Annotated in this window: 11 protein-coding genes; 9 read left to right on the top strand and 2 right to left on the bottom strand. The window is 61.3% G+C overall.

The features are described from left to right. Window positions 1-6 precede the first annotated feature (6 nt). Window positions 7-948, bottom strand: a complete 942-nt coding sequence (locus FHS09_RS18900; protein ID WP_183462843.1) for an outer membrane protein assembly factor BamD — start codon at window positions 946-948, stop codon at window positions 7-9. 127 nt (window positions 949-1,075) lie between these two features. Between FHS09_RS18900 and rluD the strand changes: the two genes are divergently transcribed. From rluD to FHS09_RS18875, 5 genes are all read left to right on the top strand, one after another. After that, entirely contained in the window at window positions 1,076-2,050 is a 975-nt protein-coding gene (rluD, locus tag FHS09_RS18895; protein ID WP_183462840.1) for a 23S rRNA pseudouridine(1911/1915/1917) synthase RluD, read from the top strand. Further along, on the top strand, window positions 2,047-2,820 hold the full coding sequence (gene pgeF, locus FHS09_RS18890; protein ID WP_183462838.1) for a peptidoglycan editing factor PgeF: 774 nt from the start codon (window positions 2,047-2,049) through the stop codon (window positions 2,818-2,820). Before rluD ends, pgeF begins: the two co-directional genes overlap by 4 nt. Window positions 2,821-2,919: 99 nt before the next feature. Beyond that, window positions 2,920-5,523, top strand: a complete 2,604-nt coding sequence (gene clpB / locus FHS09_RS18885) for an ATP-dependent chaperone ClpB (protein WP_183462836.1) — start codon at window positions 2,920-2,922, stop codon at window positions 5,521-5,523. Window positions 5,524-5,790: 267 nt separating this feature from the next. Further along, on the top strand, window positions 5,791-6,924 hold the full coding sequence (locus tag FHS09_RS18880) for an efflux RND transporter periplasmic adaptor subunit (protein WP_343057526.1): 1,134 nt from the start codon (window positions 5,791-5,793) through the stop codon (window positions 6,922-6,924). A 173-nt stretch (window positions 6,925-7,097) separates the two neighbouring features. Further along, complete coding sequence (locus FHS09_RS18875) at window positions 7,098-10,163, top strand: efflux RND transporter permease subunit (protein WP_183462834.1); 3,066 nt, start codon at window positions 7,098-7,100, stop codon at window positions 10,161-10,163. A gap of 18 nt (window positions 10,164-10,181) precedes the next feature. Here the strand turns inward: FHS09_RS18875 and FHS09_RS18870 are convergent, their stop codons facing one another. Then, window positions 10,182-10,658, bottom strand: a complete 477-nt coding sequence (locus FHS09_RS18870) for a DUF4124 domain-containing protein (RefSeq protein ID WP_183462831.1) — start codon at window positions 10,656-10,658, stop codon at window positions 10,182-10,184. Window positions 10,659-11,114: 456 nt separating this feature from the next. Between FHS09_RS18870 and FHS09_RS18865 the strand changes: the two genes are divergently transcribed. The 4 genes from FHS09_RS18865 (at window position 11,115) to pssA (ending at window position 15,394) form a co-directional block, all read left to right on the top strand. After that, window positions 11,115-12,851: an acetolactate synthase 3 large subunit gene (locus tag FHS09_RS18865; protein WP_183462830.1), complete on the top strand. Its 1,737-nt coding sequence runs from the start codon at window positions 11,115-11,117 to the stop codon at window positions 12,849-12,851. Window positions 12,852-12,863: 12 nt separating this feature from the next. After that, window positions 12,864-13,355 carry an acetolactate synthase small subunit gene (gene ilvN / locus FHS09_RS18860; RefSeq protein ID WP_183462828.1) on the top strand — a complete coding sequence of 164 codons (492 nt, stop codon included), beginning with the start codon at window positions 12,864-12,866 and terminating at the stop codon, window positions 13,353-13,355. A gap of 27 nt (window positions 13,356-13,382) precedes the next feature. Continuing rightward, window positions 13,383-14,408, top strand: coding sequence for a ketol-acid reductoisomerase (gene ilvC, locus FHS09_RS18855; RefSeq protein WP_183462825.1), 1,026 nt, complete (start codon window positions 13,383-13,385; stop codon window positions 14,406-14,408). Between the two features lie 125 nt (window positions 14,409-14,533). Further along, a complete protein-coding gene (gene pssA, locus FHS09_RS18850) occupies window positions 14,534-15,394 on the top strand; it encodes a CDP-diacylglycerol--serine O-phosphatidyltransferase (protein ID WP_183462823.1) in 861 nt (286 codons plus the stop codon). Window positions 15,395-15,638 lie beyond the last annotated feature (244 nt).

Genomic DNA, 15,638 nt, shown 5'->3' with positions numbered 1-15,638 from the left:
GCCTGATTACATCAATTCGGGCGGCAGCGGCGCTTCCTCTCCCCCCCGGCGGTACTCCGGGTTGTACTGCTCGCGGGTGTCGAAGCCTCGCGGATCGGACTTCTCGAACAGCCCCAGGGTCAGGCGGTGCGCCAGGCTGCGGCCGCTGGCTCCCTTGTAGTAGTTGTAATTGAAGCTGCCGTCACTGCGGAAAGCGGGGTAATTGGGATAGTTGGTTCGCAGCACGGTGAGGGCGTTGGCCTCCAGTTCCGGCATTTCCAGCATGTGATAGCCCTGCACCATCACCGCCAGCGCATCCGGTATCGCCGGGGTCTGCTGGAAGTTCTCCACCACATAGCGGCCGCGGTTGGCGGCCGCCAGGTAGGCGCCGCGCTTGAAGTAGTAGTTGGCCACGTGGATCTCGTAGCGGGCCAGCAGGTTGCGCAGGTGGGTCATGCGCTTCTGCGCATCCGGCGCGTAGCGGCTGTCGGGGTAGCGGGCCATCAACTGGGCGAAATAGGCAAAGGACTCGCGCGCCGAGCCGGGGTCGCGGCTGGTCATATCCGTGGGCAGGAAACGCTCGAACAGCCCGGTGCCCTCGGTAAAAGAGGCGAGGCCCTTCATATAATAGGCGTAGTCCACATTGCGGTGCTGGGGATGCAGGCGGATAAAGCGGTCCGCCGAAGCGATGGCGGCGTCGTTCTGGTTGTTGCGGTAGTACGCGTAGATCAGTTCCAGCTGCGCCTGTTCGGCGTAGCTGCCGAACGGGAAATTGTCCTCCAGCGCGCGCAGGTTCTTGATCGCCAAGTCCCACTGACTGGATCTCAGTTGACGCTGCGCCGCCTCGTAAAAGGCCTGTTCGGTGCGGCTGCCGGTGGGCAGGCCCTCTTCGTCTTCCTCATCGGTGCTGGCGCAGGCGACCAGGATCGCGGACAGTACAACAAACCACAGTGTTTTCCAGGCCTGCATAGCCCCTCGCTCTATCATTATTACGCTCTACCTTATTGCCCGCTACCTGATTACACTGGCCGCCATTATAGGCAACCAAATCGGCGGCCCGCCATTTAACCACAGTCGCGGAGCTGCCCAAAGTATCATGACCGACCGACTGGCACTGGATATCGAAGTACCCGCACACCTGGCCGGACACAGGTTGGACCAGGCCGCGGCCGAATTAATTCCCGACTATTCCCGCGCCCGCCTGCAAACCTGGATCAAGGGGGGGCAGCTGACCGTGGACGGCCGCACGGCCAGGCCCAGAGACAAGCTGTTTGGCGGTGAGCAACTGCGGCTGAGCGCCGAGCTGGAAGCCCGCGGCGAGTGGCTTGCCCAGCCCATCGACCTGAATATCGCCTACGAGGACGACAGCCTGCTGGTTATCGACAAGCCGCCGGGACTGGTGGTTCACCCCGCCGCAGGCAATCCGGATGGCACTCTCCTGAACGGCCTGCTGCACCACTGCCCCCAACTGGAGACAGTGCCGCGGGCCGGCATAGTGCACCGGCTGGACAAGGATACCAGCGGCCTGATGGTGGTGGCCAAGACCCTGCCGGCGCAGACTGCGCTGGTGGCCCAGCTCAAGGCGCGCACGGTCAGCCGCCAGTACGACGCCATCGCCCAGGGTGTGGTCACCGGCGGTGGCACAGTGGACGCGCCCATCGGCCGACACCGCCAGAACCGGTTGAAGATGGCGGTTCTGGAGCTTGGTGGCAAGGAAGCGATCACTCACTACCGGGTGCAGGAGCGCTTCCGCGCCCACACGCTGCTGCGCTGCAAGCTGGAGACCGGCCGCACCCATCAGATCCGGGTGCATATGGCGCATATCCGCCACCCGCTGGTGGGCGACCCGCTGTACGGTGGTCGCGTCAAGCTGCCGCCGGAAGCCTCGCCCGAGCTGGTGGAAGCGCTGCAGCAGTTCCCGCGCCAGGCGCTGCACGCGGCGGAGCTGGCGCTGCAGCACCCCAAAACCGGCGGGGAACTGCACTGGCGGGCTCCCATGCCGGCGGATATGCTGCGGCTGCTCGGTTTGTTGCGCGCCGATTCAGAGGACGGGGGGCCAGAAGCCAGATGACAGATAACGCAGGCCACTACCTGTTCCCCGATTGGCCCGCGCCGAAGAATGTGCGTGCCGCGACCACCTTGCGCTCCGGCGGGCAGAGTGTCGGCGCCTACGCCTCCTTTAACCTGGGGGAACACGTGGGCGACGACAGGGAAGCGGTGGCCGCCAATCGCGCCCAACTGCGTCGCGAGCTCGGATTGCCTGCGGACCCCCAGTGGCTGGAACAGATTCACGGCGACAGGGCCGTCGAGGCGCGGGCCGACGGCCTGGTGCGCACCGCCGACGCCAGTTTTGCCCGCGCCCCGGGTGCCGTCTGTGCCGTGCTCACCGCGGACTGCCTGCCGCTGCTGCTGTGCGACAAATCCGGCACCCGCGTAGCCGCGGTGCACGCCGGTTGGCGCGGACTGGCCGGCGGCGTCGTGGGCAGCGCTCTGGAGGCATTGGACTGCGCGCCAGAAGAACTGCTGGCTTGGCTGGCCCCGGCGATAGGTCCCGACGCCTTCGAAACCGGTGTCGATGTGCTGGAGGCGTTTTTTGAAAGTGCGCTGGACAGCGGGCACGCCGAAGCCGTGGCCGGATGTTTCCGCCCGCATCCGCAAAAGCCGCTGCATTTCCGCGCCGATATCTATGCTCTTGCCCGCGCCGAGCTGGAACGGTTGGGGGTCAGCGAAATCTACGGCGGCGATTTCTGTACGGTTAACGACCCCGAACGCTTTTATTCGTACCGCCGCGACAAGATCACCGGGCGGATGGCGTCACTGATCTGGATCAATGACCATTGATCATTGTTGCTTGATCATTGAAAACCTCCTTTCAGGCCGCACATTGCTGACTAGACTGATTGGCAATGTCGCCGAATAAATCGAGGGAGGTTTGCAACCGTGCGTATCGATCGAATGACCACTCCACTGCAGGCCGCGATTGCCGACGCGCAATCCCTCGCCGTGGGCCGCGATCACAACCAGATCTACCCGGAACACCTGTTGCAGGCACTGCTCGATCAGTCCGGCGGCAGTGTGCCCGCATTTCTCTCCCAGGCGGGGTTCAATCTCAACGGCCTGCGTAACGACCTGGCAAAGCGTCTCGACAGCCTCCCCACCATCAGTTCGCCGACCGGTGATGTGGGTATGTCCCAGGAACTGGCGCGGCTTTTCAATTTGGCGGATAAAAAAGCCCAGCAAAACGGCGACACCTTTATCGCCAGCGAGACGGTACTGCTGGCGGCCTTCGATGCCGCCGCCGGGGAGATTTCCAAAATCCTCAATGCCAACGGCGACGTAAAACAACTGCAGGCCGCGGTGGATAAAATCCGCGGAGGGGAAAAAGTCGACGACGCCGGCGCCGAAGACGCGCGGCAGGCGCTGGACAAGTACACCCTGGACCTGACCGAGCGCGCGGTGGCGGGAAAACTGGACCCGGTAATCGGCCGGGACGACGAAATCCGCCGCACCATCCAGGTGTTGCAGCGGCGCACCAAAAACAACCCGGTACTGATCGGCGAACCGGGTGTGGGCAAGACCGCCATCGCTGAGGGCCTGGCGCAGCGCATTGTCAACGGTGAAGTGCCGGAGGGGCTGAAAGACAAAAGACTTTTATCGCTGGATCTGGCCGCACTGGTCGCCGGGGCGAAATTCCGCGGTGAATTCGAGGAACGCCTGAAGGCGGTGCTGAACGAACTGGCCAAACAGGAAGGCCGCATCATTTTATTTATCGACGAACTGCACAATGTGGTCGGCGCCGGCAAAGCAGAGGGGTCCATGGACGCGGGCAATATGCTCAAGCCCGCACTGGCCCGCGGCGAACTGCACTGTGTGGGCGCAACCACCCTGGATGAATACCGAAAATATATCGAGAAGGACGCGGCCCTGGAGCGGCGCTTCCAGAAAGTGCTGATCGACGAGCCCACCGAAGAGGACACCATCGCCATCCTGCGCGGACTGAAAGAGCGCTACGAGGTACACCATGGGGTGGATATCACCGACTCGGCCATTATTGCCGCGACCAAGCTGTCCCAGCGCTATATCACCGATCGCCAGTTGCCGGACAAGGCCATCGACCTGATCGACGAGGCCGCCAGCCGCATCCGCATGGAGATCGATTCCAAACCGGAGTCCATGGATAAATTGGAGCGCCGCCTGATCCAGCTCAAGATCGAGCGCGAGGCGGTGAAAAAAGACAAGGACGATGAGGCCGCGCAGAAGCGCCTGGAAAAACTTGAGAAGGATATCCACCAGGTGGAGAAGGAATATTCCGACCTGGAAGAGGTATGGAAGGCGGAAAAAGCCCAGCTGGCCGGCAGCCACGATATCAAGAACAAGCTGGAGCAGGCCAAGCTGGATATGGAGGCCGCCCGCCGCGCCGGCGATCTCACGCGCATGTCCGAACTGCAGTACGGTGTGATCCCGGAACTGGAGCAGCAGCTCGAGGTCGCCGCCAGTATTGAGAGCAGCGAGGAGCCGCGCCTGCTGCGCAACCGGGTCACCGACGAAGAAGTGGCGGAAGTGGTGTCCCGCTGGACCGGTATTCCAGTATCGAAAATGCTCGAAGGCGAGCGGGAAAAACTATTGCGCATGGAGAACGCCCTGCACAAGCGGGTGATCGGCCAGGACGAGGCGGTACAGGCAGTGTCAAACGCGGTGCGTCGCTCCCGCGCCGGCCTTTCCGATCCCAACCGTCCCAACGGCTCCTTCCTCTTCCTCGGTCCCACCGGTGTCGGCAAGACGGAACTGTGCAAGGCGCTGGCGGAATTCCTGTTCGACACAGTGGATGCCATGGTGCGCGTGGACATGTCCGAGTTTATGGAGAAGCACTCGGTGGCCCGCCTGATCGGCGCGCCCCCCGGCTATGTGGGCTACGAGGAGGGCGGCTACCTCACCGAGGCGGTGCGGCGCAAACCTTACTCGGTGATCCTGCTGGACGAAGTGGAAAAAGCCCACCCGGAAGTATTCAACATCCTGCTGCAGGTACTTGAAGATGGCCGCCTTACCGACGGGCAGGGGCGCACGGTGGATTTCCGCAATTCCGTGGTGGTGATGACCTCCAACCTGGGCTCGGACCTGATCCAGAAATACGCCAGCAGCAAAGACGATGACGAACTGGACAGCGAGATTCACTACCGGCAGATGAAGGGCGCGGTGATGGAGGTGGTGGGCGAACACTTCCGCCCGGAATTTATCAACCGCATCGACGAAGTGGTGGTCTTCCACCCACTGGCAAAAAACCAAGTGCGCGCCATCGCGGAGATACAACTGGACCAGTTGCGCAAGCGCCTGGCGGATCGCGATTTGAAACTGGAAGTGACGGAACCCCTGCTGAACAAGTTGGCTGAAGTGGGCTTCGATCCGGTATACGGCGCGCGCCCCCTCAAGCGCGCCATCCAGATGTGGCTGGAAAATCCCCTGGCCCAGGAAATACTGGCTGGCAAATTTGCCGCCGGCGATACGATTCACGCCGAAGTCGAAGGCGACAAGGCGGTCTTCCGCTGACAGGTGCCTGTCCACCCTTGTAGGAGCGGCCGGTGGCCGCGATCGGTCTCAGCCAATAGCACAGATTGATCGCGGCCAACGGCCGCTCCTACAGAAAAATCCTCTCCGCATACCTTCCCCACACACCATCTCAACCCAAAAACTTGCGCCAAGCCGAGTGCAACTCCGCGGCAGGGCGCAGGCGCAAATAGCCATTTGTTCATAAACTGAATTCTGCTGTCGGCGTCGCTGGCGGATTCCGGAGTCGCGATTCGGTGGAATGGCTCAGTGTCTAATAGGGTTGTGAACAAACGCATGCTGTTGATGCTGCTCGGTAGCGCGCTGCTGTTCGGCGGTATTTTTGCCTTCAAGATATTCGGCAGCTATATGATGAACAGGGCCTTCGACACCATGCCGCAGCCGCCGGCCACGGTGACCTCTACCGCCGCGGAAATACAGATCTGGCGGGAGAGTCTCTCGGCGGTGGGTACAGTGCGCGCGATCAACGGCGTCGATGTCACCACCGAGGCCCAGGGAGTGGTCCGCGCCATCCACTTCAAATCCGGCCAGACCGTGAAAAAGGACGAACTGATGCTGGAGTTGTCGGCGGAGCCGGAAAAGGCCCAGTTGCAGGTTCTGCAGGCGGAATTGCGCCTGGCGCGGCGCAACCACCGGCGCACCAGTATCCTGCTCGAAAGGGGCGTTGCCACCGAGGCGGAACTGGACCAAACGCTCAGCACCCTGGAACAGGTGCTGGCCAATATTGAGGTGCAGCGCGCCACCGTGAATGAGCGCCGGGTCACTGCGCCCTTCAGCGGCAGGCTGGGTATTCGGCTGGTGGATCTGGGGCAGAACGTAGACCCGGGTCAGGCAGTGGTTTCCCTGGAGCAGCTGGATCCCATCTATGTGGATTTTTTCCTGCCGGAAAGATACTTCTCCCGGGTCGCGCCGCAGCAGTTGGTCAAGCTGACCTCAGACGCCTATCCCAAGAGGGTTTTTCAGGGACGCATCACGGCAATTGCCGCGCGGGTGGATAGCGACAGCCGCAATTTCCAGGTGCAGGCCACTCTGCGCAACCCCGAACAGAAGCTGCGCCCGGGGATGTTTGCCGAAGTATCGGTAGAGCTGCCGACACAGCGGCGCCTAGTGGTAGTACCGCGCACCGCCCTCAGCTTTGCCCCCTATGGCGATGCTGTATTCGTGCTGCAAAGAAGTAAAGAGGGAGACGGCCTCGTCGCGCAGAAGCGCGTGGTCAAGACCGGCGAAGAGCGCGGCGACCTGGTGGAGATAGTGCAGGGCTTGCGCGAGGGCGAACAGGTGGCCACCAGCGGCCTGCTCAAGTTGCGCAATGGCAGTCCTGTGAATATCGACAATGCGAACAAACCGCCGGCGGAGGCCAATCCACAGCCGGAGAACAGTTAGGCCCTCTCCCCCAACCCAGTGACGAGCGCCATCCATGGCGCTCGGCCTGCGGCCAGCAGGGCTGCCCAAATCCGCTCCAGGCGGATTTGTCCCGCAAGCGGGGAGGGGGGCGGCCATCTCCCCTCTCCCCTTGGGGAGAGGGGCCGGGGGAGAGGGGAAGCTAGGAGCCGCGATTGAACTTCACGGAAATCTTTATCCGCAGACCGGTACTCGCCTCAGTGGTGAGCCTGTTTATTTTCCTGCTCGGCCTGCGCGCTCTCACCGAGCTGAATGTGCGCCAGTATCCGGAACTGGAAAATGCTGTAATCACCGTCACCACCGTTTATGTAGGCGCCGACGCGGACCTGGTGCAGGGTTTTATCACCACGCCGCTGGAACAGGAGATCGCCACCGCCGACGGCATCGATTATATGGTGTCCACCAGTGTGCGGGGGGTGTCCATCATCCAGGCCTATGTGCGCTTCGACTATGACTCCAACGAAGTGCTCACCCAGGTGGTGGCCAAGGTCAACCGGCTGCGCAGTGAAATGCCCGAAGAGTCGGAGGACTCCTCCATCGACATGGCGGTGGGACAGAGCACCGCGGCCATGTATCTGTCCTTCTCTTCCGAAATTCTCGACAACAACCAGATCACCGACTACCTGACCCGGGTGGTGCAGCCCAAGCTGTCCACCATTGCCGGGGTGCAGCGCGCAGAGATTATCGGCAGTCGCATTTTCGCCATGCGCATCTGGCTGAAGCCGGCGGAGATGGCCGCGCTGGAAGTTACTCCAGGGGACGTGAGCGAGGCGCTGGTGCGCAACAATGTGCTGGCCGCGGTGGGTGCCACCAAGGGCATGCGGGTGGCCATTGATATTCGAGCCGATACCGATATCTCCTCGGCGGAGGATTTCCGTAAATTGGTGGTGCGCGCCGACGGCGATCAATTGGTGCAACTCGGTGAAGTGGCGGAGGTGGAGCTGGGGGCGGAATCCTACGATACCTCGGTCACCTTCAACGGCAGTTCTGCCACCTTTATCGGCGTTCGGGTCGCCCCGGATGCCAATGCGCTGGAGGTGATCAAACAGGTGCGGGAAAAACTTGAGGACGAGATATTCCCGCAGCTTCCCGAGGGCATGATCGGCGAGATTCCCTATGACAGCACCGAATACATCCAGGACTCCATCAATGAAGTGGTGAAAACCATCGTAGAGGCAGTGCTGATCGTGATCCTGGTGATTTACCTGTTTCTCGGCTCAGTGCGCAGTGTAGTGATCCCGGCCATCGCGGTGCCGCTGTCGCTGGTGGGCGCGCTCTTCCTGATGTTGCTGATGGGCTTTTCCATCAATCTGTTGACGCTGCTGGCGATGGTGCTGGCGATCGGCATAGTGGTGGACGATGCCATCATTGTGCTGGAGAACGTGCACCGGCATATCGAGGAGGGCATGTCGCCGATGGAAGCGTCGATTGTAGGCGCGCGCGAACTCGCCTGGCCGGTGGTGGCGATGACCACTACCCTGATCGCGGTGTACCTGCCGATCGGTTTTCTCGGCGGTCTCACCGGCACACTCTTCACTGAATTCGCCTTTTCGCTGGCCGGCGCTGTGCTGCTGTCCGGTGTGGTCGCCCTGACCCTGTCGCCGATGATGGCGTCGAGGATACTACGCCCCCACGACGACAACGGCGGTACGCGGTTGGAAATCTGGCTGGAACGCCAGTTCCACCGCTTGCAGCGGGGTTACCGCAACAGATTGCACTCCGCCCTGGGTGACCGCCTGGTGATACTGGTGTTCGGGGTCATAGTGCTGGCCAGCTGCTATTTTCTTTTTGTCACTTCCCCCCGGGAACTGGAGCCGCAGGAGGACCGCGGCCTGGTCCTGACCCTGTCCACCGCCGACCCCTATGCGACCCTGGACTACGTGGAACAGTACACCCGCGAGCTGAACGAAATTGCCGAGCGCCTCAGCGAGGTGGAGAATATTTTTCTGCTGAATGGTGTCGGCGGGAGCGGTGATTCCAGCAATAGCGCCATCGCCGGTTTCGTGCTGGAGTCCTGGAACAAGCGCGACAGGGATACGACCCAGATGCAGGAAATTATCAGTGGCGAAGTGGCGCAGATAGCGGGGTTGAAAGTGGCCGCCTTCGTGCCGCCGAGCCTGCCCACCGCCGGCGGTACATTACCGGTGGAATTCGTGGTCGGCGCCACCGAGCCGGTGGAAAACCTGGCCGCCTTTGCCAACGAAATCATGGAGCGGGCGCGGGCCAGCAAAAAATTTATCTTTATGGACTCCGACCTGCAACTGGACAAGCCCGGGCTGTCAGTGGTCATAAACCGGGACAAGGCCGCCGCCATGGGTATCACCATGGTGGATATCGGTCGCGAACTGGGTGCGATGATGTCCGGCAACTACACGAATCGTTTTTCCCTCGACAACCGCAGCTACAAGGTGATTCCCCAGGTGGTGCGCAGGGAGCGCCTCACCGGGGATCAGCTGAAGCAATACTATATCCGCAACGGCAACGATGAACTGGTGCCCCTGTCGACTCTGGTGAGCCTGCGTGAATCGGTGGAGCCGCGGCAACTCAAGCACTTCCAGCAGCTGAACGCAGTGACCATCTCCGGCGTGCCGCGCCCGGGTGTGACGCTGGGAGAGGCACTGGGAATTCTCGAGAGCGCCGCAGCGGAAATACTGCCGTCGGGTTATTCCATCGATTACTCCGGCCAGTCGCGCCAATACAAGACCGAGGGTTCCAAGTTGGTGGTGACTTTTTTCTTCGCCCTGATCGTCATCTACCTGGTGCTGGCGGCGCAGTTCGAATCCTGGCGGGACCCACTGATCATGCTGGTGACGGTGCCCATGAGTGTGAGCGGGGCGATGATCTTTGTCAGCCTCGGCCTCACCACCCTGAATATCTACACGCAGGTGGGGTTGGTGACATTGATCGGGGTGATATCCAAGCACGGCATATTGGTAGTGGAATTCGCCAACAAACTGCAGGAAGAGGGGCGCTCCAAGCGCGAAGCGATCGAAGAGGCCGCCAGCATCCGCCTGCGCCCCATTTTGATGACCACCGCCTCGCTGGTACTGGCCATGGTGCCGCTGCTCATCGCCGCCGGGCCCGGCGGCGGTGCGCGCTTCGCGATGGGACTGGTAGTGGCCACGGGCATGACCATCGGCACTCTGTTCACCCTGTTTGTGGTGCCGGCGATGTATCTCTACCTGGGCACGGATTATCACAAGTCCGGGCAACTGGCGTAGGGGCCGGGTTTTATCCGGTCAGCAATTCTCGCGAATCGTCTGCTGCGCCCGCGCGATGCGCTCCTGACGCTCCTTCTCGCCCAGCACCCGCAGGTTGCCGCTGGCATCCACCTCGCGCACTCGGCTGTGGGTCTGCAGTTCCTGCAGGTTGCCGCGCGCCTGCTGGCAGCGCTGGGCGCGTATCGCGAGTTCCGCGGGGGAGGGGCCGGCCTGCTTCTGGGGTTCCGGCTTGGTTTCGGCTTTTGCCGCGGGCTGCTTTTCGGCTTCGGCCTTTTGCTCTTTCGCTCGCTGCTGAGCCATCAATGCCTGCTGCTCTGACTCCCACTGCTTGTAGCGGTCCGACTTGGGCTTCTTGACCACTTCCACTTGCTCTTTCTGCGGTGGCGGTTGCGAACCGAAATGCACCACCCCATTCTCGTCTTCCCACTTGTAGATGCCGTCCGCCTGGGCGGCCATTGCCAGGCCGGTGATCAAAGCTGCGAGAGCGATGCGCATGGGTTGCCTCTTTATATTGTCAGTTGTCGCACGCCATTGTACCGGCCTGCGGGGCCATTCCCACAACCGCTTTAACACTTTGTGTCATCTCTTGTTGACAGGCCGGTCTCAGTTTGCAGAATCAGTCCCTCTCTCGGCGAGTAGATATCACCGCACACCCCGTGGACTCTGTTTTCTACCTCCCAGCGGGTTAAGCCCCCGCCCCCGTCGAGAAGGTCTCCCCCCAACCCTGGAGGCCTGCGAGCCCGCCCCGGCCCCTCGTCGTCGGCCGTGCGGCTTGCGCGCACATTCCGTACCGACAAAGCTATCCTAAAAGTTGGGCATAAATTGTGCTTTAGGCTGATATTCGTCACCATTTTCCTTTACAATCGCCGTTTGACTTTCTCGTCGTCCGGCGCTTTTCCGGCTTTTGGATGATGAATATCCTATGAAACAGGAAATTTGAAGGGGGCTTCAGTGGAATTACTCTCCGGCGGCGATATGTTGGTTCGCGCGCTGCAGGATGAAGGGGTGGAATTGATCTTCGGCTACCCCGGGGGGGCGGCGTTACATATCTACGATGCCATCTTCCGCCAGAAGGGAATCAAGCACATTCTGGTACGTCACGAGCAGGGGGCCACCCATGCTGCGGACGGCTATGCCCGATCCACCGGCAAGGCCGGCGTGGTGCTGGTGACTTCCGGCCCCGGCGCCACCAATGCGATCACCGGTATCGCCACCGCCTATATGGACTCCATTCCCATGGTGGTGGTCTCAGGCCAGGTGGCCAGCGACAAGATCGGTGAGGACGCCTTCCAGGAGACGGACATGGTGGGCTGTTCGCGGCCGATCGTGAAGCACAGCTTCCTGGTCACGAGTGCCGAGGAGATCCCCGAGATCGTCAAGAAAGCCTTCTATATCGCCACCACCGGCCGCCCCGGCCCGGTGGTGATCGATGTGCCCAAGGACGTCACCAATCCCGCGGACCGCTTCCCCTACCGCTATCCGGAAAAGTTGCGCATGCGTTCCTACACGCCGGCGGGCAAGGGCCACAGCGGCCAGATCCGCAAGGCGATGGCACTGTTGCTGTCCGCCAGGCGCCCGGTGATCTACGCCGGTGGCGGTGTGGTTCAGGGCGACGGTGCGGAGCTGTTGACCGAACTGGCACAGCGGCTGAACTATCCGGTGACCAATACCCTGATGGGGCTCGGTGCCTATCCCGGCAGCGACAAACGCTTTCTGGGCATGCTGGGGATGCACGGCACCTTCGAGGCCAATACCGCCATGCACCACGCGGATGTGATCCTGGCGGTGGGAGCGCGCTTCGATGATCGGGTGACCAACACTCCGGCCAAGTTCTGTCCCGGGGCAAAGATCATCCATGTCGACGTGGACCCGGCCTCTATCTCCAAGACCATCGTCGCCGATGTTCCCATCGTCGGCACCGTGCAGTCGGTGCTGGGCGAACTGCTGGAAATGCTCAAGGCGTCCGAGGAGCAGCCGGACCAGTCGGCGATCGTCGACTGGTGGCGGCAGATCGACGATTGGCGCGAGCGCCACGGTATCTACACGGCGTCGCGCTACCGTACCGACGGCGACATGATCATGCCCCAGGAGGCGATCAAGGCGATGTACGAGGTCACCGGAGGGGACGCCTTCGTGACCTCCGACGTGGGTCAGCACCAGATGTTCGCTGCCCAGTACTACCTGTTCGACAAACCGCGCCGCTGGATCAACTCCGGCGGCCTGGGCACCATGGGTTTTGGCCTGCCCGCGGCGCTGGGCGTGAAAATCGCCCACCCGGACCAGGATGTGGTGTGCGTGACCGGTGAGGGCAGTATCCAGATGTGTATCCAGGAGTTGTCCACGGCCACCCAATACCACCTGCCGGTGAAAATCCTGTGCCTCAACAACCAGGCCCTCGGTATGGTCAAGCAGTGGCAAGAGATGCAGTACGAGGGGCGCTTGTCCCACAGCGTCTACGAAGAGTCGCTGCCGGATTTCGTCAAGCTCGCCGAAGCCTACGGTCACCTGGGTATGAAGATCGAGCGCCGTGACGAGCTGCACGACAAAATGCGCGAGGCTTTCGCCATCAAGGACCGCACTGTGTTTATCGACGTCTACGTCGATCCGTCCGAGCATGTGTATCCCATGCAGGTGATGCCCAACGGCTCCATGCGGGATATGTGGTTGAGCAAAACGGAGCGGACGTAAGGGTAGGCAAAGATGCGCAGAATTATTTCAGTCCTGATGGAAAATGAACCCGGGGCCCTCTCCCGCGTAGTGGGCCTTTTCTCCCAGCGCGGCTATAACATCGAGAGCCTCACTGTGGCGCCGACGGAAGACGAAACTCTGTCGCGCTTGACGCTGGTAACCATTGGTGACGATCACAAGATCGAGCAGGTCACCAAGAACCTGAACAAGCTGATCGATGTGGTGAAGCTGGTGGATCTCACCGAGGGCGCACATATCGAGCGTGAACTGCTATTGGTGAAGGTGCGCGCCACCGGTGCCCAGCGTGACGAGGTGAAACGCAGCGTGGATATTTTCCGCGGCCAGATAGTGGATGTCACCAGCAATATGTACACGGTGCAGGTTTCCGGCACCAGTGAAAAACTGGACGCCTTTCTGCAGGCGCTGGGCGAACACACCATTATGGAAGTGGTCCGTTCCGGTGTGTCCGGCATCGCCCGCGGTGAAAAGGTTTTAAGTGTTTAACTTTGATTTGAGATAGGAAGTGCTTTTATGCAAGTTTACTACGACAAAGATTGCGATTTGTCTTTGATCCAACAGAAAACCGTGGCGATCATCGGCTACGGCTCCCAGGGCCACGCCCACGCCAACAACCTGAAAGATTCCGGCGTTAAAAATGTGGTGATCGGCCTGCGCGCGGGTTCCAGCTCCTGGCAGAAAGCGGAAAAGGCCGGACTGCGTGTGGCGGAAGTGGCGGACGCGGTCAGGGATGCCGACGTGGTGATGATCCTCGCCCCGGACGAGCACCAGGCGGTAATCTACCGGGAACAGGTGGCTCCCAACCTCAAATCCGGTGCCGTGTTGGGCTTCGCTCACGGTTTTAACGTGCACTTTGAACTGATCGAACCGCCCAAGGACGTGGACGTGATCATGGTCGCGCCCAAGGGGCCCGGCCACACCGTGCGTTCCACCTACCTGGAAGGCGGCGGCGTGCCCACGCTGATCGCGATCTACCAGAATGCCTCCGGCAAGGCCAAAGAGCTGGCGCTGTCCTACGCTTCCGCCAACGGTGGCGGTCGTTCCGGTATTATCGAAACCAATTTCCGCGAGGAGACCGAGACCGACCTGTTCGGCGAGCAGGCAGTGCTCTGTGGCGGTATGTCCGCACTGGTGATGGCCGGCTTCGAGACCCTGGTGGAAGCGGGTTACGCGCCGGAAATGGCCTACTTCGAGTGCCTGCACGAACTGAAGCTGATCGTCGACCTGATGTACCAGGGCGGCATTGCGGATATGCGCTATTCTATTTCCAATACCGCTGAGTATGGCGACTACGTCACCGGTCCGCGTATCGTCACCGACGAGACCAAAGAGGAAATGCGCCGGGTGTTGAAGGACATCCAGACCGGCAAGTTCGCCAAGGACTTTATCCTCGAATCCCAGGCCGGCCAGCCGCGCCTCAAGGCAGAGCGCCGTATCAGCGGCGAACACCAGATCGAACAGGTGGGCGCCAAGTTGCGTGCGATGATGCCCTGGATCGAAGCCAACAAGATCATCGACAAGACCGAAAGCAGCAGCTGACAAAGCTGGGCGGCAGGTTGAAAAGCGGCGGGGAGACCCGCCGCTTTTGTTTGTGTGGGGTGTATATGCGCACCACTGCCAATCGCTGTACACTCGCCGCCTGCAAATGCACTAATGGAGCCGATATGAGCGATAAAGGGGAAGAGAGGAAGGTAACAGGTGCTGAGGTAAGCGACGACGCTGAAGAGAGCCGCCTGCCGATCGATGAGCATATCGAGGAAGAGGTTTCCGCCAGCGGCAAAAAGGTCCGCGCCCGCGGTGTCTACCTGCTGCCAAACCTGATCACTACCGGCGCCCTGTTCAGCGGCTTCTACGCCATAGTGGCCGGTATGAACGGCAACTTCGAAGCTGCCGCCATTGCCATCTTCGTGGCCATGATCCTGGATGGCCTGGACGGCCGCGTCGCCCGCCTCACCGATACCCAGAGCGCCTTCGGCGTGCAGTATGACTCCCTGTCGGACATGGTCTCCTTCGGCTTGGCACCGGCGCTGGTGGTGTTCAGCTGGGCGCTCGGCCACCTGGGCAAGCTCGGCTGGGCCGCGGCTTTCCTCTACGTGGCCTGTGCCGCGTTGCGGCTGGCCCGATTCAACACCCAAGTGGGCACCGTGGACAAGAATGTCTTTATCGGCCTCGCCAGCCCCACTGCTGCGGCCATTGTCGCCAGCATGGTATGGGCGGGGCACGACGCAGATGTGGGAATGGGCCTCGCCGTTGTCGCCGCAGCGGTAACCGTGGCCGCGGGGCTGCTTATGGTGTCCAACTTCCGCTACAGCAGCTTCAAGGGGCTGGACTTCAAAGGCCGGGTCCCCTTTGTGATGATGCTGGCGGTCATCCTGATCTTCAGTCTCGTGACCATCGACCCGCCGAGAGTCCTGCTCGCCCTCGCGGTAGTCTATACCTGCTCCGGCCCGGCGATCTGGTTGTGGCGACATCTGCGCTCCCGGCGGGAGGCCGGTGTCGGTGATAAAGACGAGGGCAGCGATTGAGACGAGAATCGGGTCTTTCCGGCTTATGGTGATCGTGTTTTTGCGAGGCTAAGATAGAAGGTGGCTAGAGTGGAAGGGGACCGACAGTGGCGCGAGAGCGGAAATTGTCGCTGCATCGAAAAAAAGCCTTGCACGGCCTCACCCGAGCTCGTATAGTTCGCGCCCTCGCCGCTGAGTAAGCGGCGCGGAGCAAGCGCCAAGTGATTGATTTTCTTAAGAAAATTGTTTCAAAAAGCGCTTGCCA

The organism is Microbulbifer rhizosphaerae, from assembly GCF_014191725.1.
In the GTDB taxonomy this organism is placed as follows: Bacteria; Pseudomonadota; Gammaproteobacteria; order Pseudomonadales; family Cellvibrionaceae; genus Microbulbifer; species Microbulbifer rhizosphaerae.
This window is presented reverse-complemented; position numbering and strand designations above follow the sequence as displayed.

Excerpts from the sequence above, each read along its gene's own strand:
- FHS09_RS18900 (WP_183462843.1), bottom strand. The coding sequence starts at position 948 with ATGCAGGCCTGGAAAACACTGTGGTTTGTTGTACTGTCCGCGATCCTG.
- rluD (WP_183462840.1), top strand. The coding sequence starts at position 1,076 with ATGACCGACCGACTGGCACTGGATATCGAAGTACCCGCACACCTGGCC.
- pgeF (WP_183462838.1), top strand. The coding sequence starts at position 2,047 with ATGACAGATAACGCAGGCCACTACCTGTTCCCCGATTGGCCCGCGCCG.
- FHS09_RS18870 (WP_183462831.1), bottom strand. The coding sequence starts at position 10,658 with ATGCGCATCGCTCTCGCAGCTTTGATCACCGGCCTGGCAATGGCCGCC.
- ilvN (WP_183462828.1), top strand. The coding sequence starts at position 12,864 with ATGCGCAGAATTATTTCAGTCCTGATGGAAAATGAACCCGGGGCCCTC.
- ilvC (WP_183462825.1), top strand. The coding sequence starts at position 13,383 with ATGCAAGTTTACTACGACAAAGATTGCGATTTGTCTTTGATCCAACAG.
- pssA (WP_183462823.1), top strand. The coding sequence starts at position 14,534 with ATGAGCGATAAAGGGGAAGAGAGGAAGGTAACAGGTGCTGAGGTAAGC.